1 protein-coding gene is annotated in these 3,239 nt (G+C 72.0%); it reads left to right on the top strand.

The features are described 5' to 3' along the window. Positions 1-15 precede the first annotated feature (15 nt). On the top strand, positions 16-3,239 hold a 3,224-nt coding region (locus AB0I10_RS40780), incomplete at its 3' end, for a type I polyketide synthase (protein WP_363157796.1).

Here is a 3,239-nt window from a genome sequence, read left to right as displayed (position 1 = left end):
TTGTTGTTGGGTTCGGTGAAGTCCAACATCGGTCATGCGCAGGCGGCTTCGGGTGTGGCTGGTGTGATCAAGATGGTGCTGGCGATGCGTCATGGTGTGCTCCCGCGGACGCTGCACGTGGATGCTCCGTCGTCGCATGTGGACTGGAGTGCCGGTGCCGTCGAGCTGCTGACGTCTCCGGCGCAGTGGCCGGAGGGTGACGGGCCGCGCCGTGCGGGTGTCTCCTCCTTCGGTATCAGCGGCACGAACGCGCATGTGATCCTGGAACAGTCCGAGCCGTCGGAGTCGGAACCGGCTGCCGCACAGGACGCCGCGGCCGGTCCTGAGGGACTGGTGCCGGTGCTGCTGTCGGGCAGGAACGGAGCGGCGCTGCGGGCCCAGGCGGCCCGGCTGCTGTCCCGCCTGGACGGCGAGCCGGGGCTGCGGATCACGGACGTCGCCCACTCGCTGGCGACGGGCCGCTCGGCGTTCCAGCACCGCGCGGTGGTGCTCGCCGAGGACCGCGAGGGCCTGCTGAGCGCACTGACCGCGTTGGCCGAGGGCCGGAACGGGGCGGACATCGCGGCGGAGGGGGAGACCCGCTCCGGCAAGCGTGCGTTCCTGTTCTCGGGCCAGGGCTCGCAACGGCTGGGCATGGGCCGGGAGTTGTACGGCCGCCACCCGGTCTTCGCGGAGGCGTTCGACGCGGTGTGCGCCGGGCTGGACGAGCATCTGGACCGCCCGTTGCGGGACGTCGTATGGGGTGACGACGCGGAACTGCTGAACCGGACCGTGTACGCCCAGGCGTCGCTGTTCGCGATCGAAGTGGCGCTGTTCCGCCTGCTGGAGTCCTGGGGCGTGCGCCCGGACCAGCTGCTGGGGCACTCCGTCGGCGAGATTGTCGCGGCACACGTCGCGGGTGTCTTCTCCCTCCCGGACGCCTGCCGGCTCGTGGCGGCCCGTGGCCGGCTGATGCAGCAACTCCCCGCCGGTGGGGCGATGGTGGCGATCCGGGCCGCCGAGGAGGAGGTGCTGCCGCTCTTGGGTCAGGGGGTGTCGATCGCGGCGGTCAACGGTCCGTCATCGGTCGTGGTCTCTGGCGCCGAGGACGCGGTGCTCGCCGTCGCGGCGCACTTCGAGGGCGAAGGGCGCAAGACTGCACGGCTGCGGGTCTCGCACGCCTTCCACTCACCGCTCATGGAACCGATGCTGGCCGACTTCCGCACGGTCGCCGAAGGCATGGCGTACGGCGCACCGAGCATCCCGCTGGTTTCGAACCTCACCGGCGAGCCCGCCACCGCGGAACAGCTGTGCTCCGCCGAGTACTGGGTCCGTCACGTCCGCGAAGCCGTACGGTTCGCCGACGGAGTGCGCACGCTGAGCACGCAGGGCGTCTCCGCGTGCCTGGAACTCGGCCCCGACGGCGCACTCTCCGCGCTCGCCGCTGAGTCCGCGCCGGACGAGGCCGTCTTCGCTCCCGTACTGCGCAAGGACCGGCCCGAAGAACCGACACTGCTCGCGGCGCTGGCGCGCCTGCATGTCCACGGCGTGCCGGTCGACTGGTCCGCAGCCTTCGCGGGCACGGGTGCGCGGTGGGTGGACCTGCCGACGTACGCGTTCCAGCGCGAGCGGTACTGGCCCTCGGGTGGTGTGATGCGTTCGGGTGATGTGGGGTTCGCGGGTCTGGGTTCGGCGGATCATCCGTTGCTGGGTGCTGCGGTGGAACTGGCGGGTTCGGGTGGGTTGTTGTTCACCGGGCGGCTGTCGGTGTCCTCCCATCCGTGGTTGGCGGATCATGTGGTGCTGGGTTCTGTGCTGGTGCCGGGGACGGCGCTGGTGGAGCTGGTGCTGCGGGCGGCTGACGAGGTCGGCTGCGATCTGTTGGAGGAGCTGACGTTGGCCGCGCCGTTGGTGCTGCCCGCGTCGGGTGGTGGCGTGCAGGTGCAGGTGTGGCTGGGGGAGGCGGACGGTTCGGGTCGCCGCTCGGCGTCGGTGCATGCGCGCGAGGGCGAGGGCCCGTGGACGCTGCACGCGAGTGGTGTGGTGTCTTCGGGGGCGGAGGTGGCGTCGTTCGATGCGGTGGTGTGGCCGCCGGAGGGGGCTGAGCCCGTTGATGTGTCGGGCTGCTATGAGCAGTTCGCGGATGCCGGGTTCGCCTACGGTCCGGTGTTCCAGGGGCTGCACGCGGCCTGGAAGCTGGATGCGGACGTCTACGCGGACGTACGGCTGCCCGAGGGCACGGACGGGGACGCGTACGGACTGCACCCGGCACTCTTCGACGCCGCGCTGCACGCGGGCATGCTGGGCGACGGGGGAGAGGGCGGTGTCCCGTTCTCGTGGGGCGGGGTGTCCCTGCACGCCTCCGGCGCCTCGCGCCTCCGCGTCCGTATCCGCCCCGCCGGCAACGGCGTGTCGCTCGCCTTCGCCGATACGGCCGGTGCGCCGGTCGCGACGGTGGACTCGCTGGCGGTCCGTCCCCTCTCCGCGGGGCAGTTGCAGGCCGCCGACCGCGACGCCCTCTTCAAGGTCGACTGGACCGGCATACAGCTCACCGGCGAACCCGTCGAGTCGCTCGCCGTGCTCGGCAAGGACGCCGAGGGCATCATGAACGGACTCTCCCTCCCGGCCCACGCGGACCTGGAGACCCTCGCCGGGTCCGCCGTCCCCGACGTCGTACTCGTCCCGTCGGCCGACGGACCCGTCGGGGTGGTGGAGTCCGTACACGCCGCGGCTGTCCGGGCGTTGGAGCTGGTGCAGGAGTGGCTGGCCGATGACCGGTTCGCTGCCTCGCGCCTGGTGTTCGTCACGCGCGGCGCGGTCTCCGGTAGGGATCTCGCGGGCGCCGCCATCTGGGGCCTGGTGCGCTCAGCCCAGTCGGAGAACCCGGGCCGCTTCGGTCTCGTGGACCTCGATGCCACCCCCGACGCCGCCTCCGGCACGGCAGCCGAAGCGACGGCACTGCTGCCGCGCGCACTGGCTTCCGACGAGCCCGAGTTGCTGATCCGTGACGGCGAGGTCCTCGCCACGCGCTTGGCCCGGGCACAGACGCAGGACACGGCCGAGGTCGCGTGGGACGCGTCCGGCACGGTCCTGATCACCGGTGGTACCGGCGGCCTGGGACGCACGGTGGCACGCCACTTGGCGGCGCGGCACGGAGTACGGAGCCTGCTGCTGGTCAGCCGCAGCGGTCTGGCCGCCGAGGGCGTCGAGGAGCTGGTGGTCGAGCTTGCGGGGTACGGTGCGGACGCGGTCGTCGAGGC

The organism is Streptomyces sp. NPDC050636 (assembly GCF_040654775.1).
In the GTDB taxonomy this organism is placed as follows: domain Bacteria; phylum Actinomycetota; class Actinomycetes; order Streptomycetales; family Streptomycetaceae; genus Streptomyces.
This window is presented reverse-complemented; position numbering and strand designations above follow the sequence as displayed.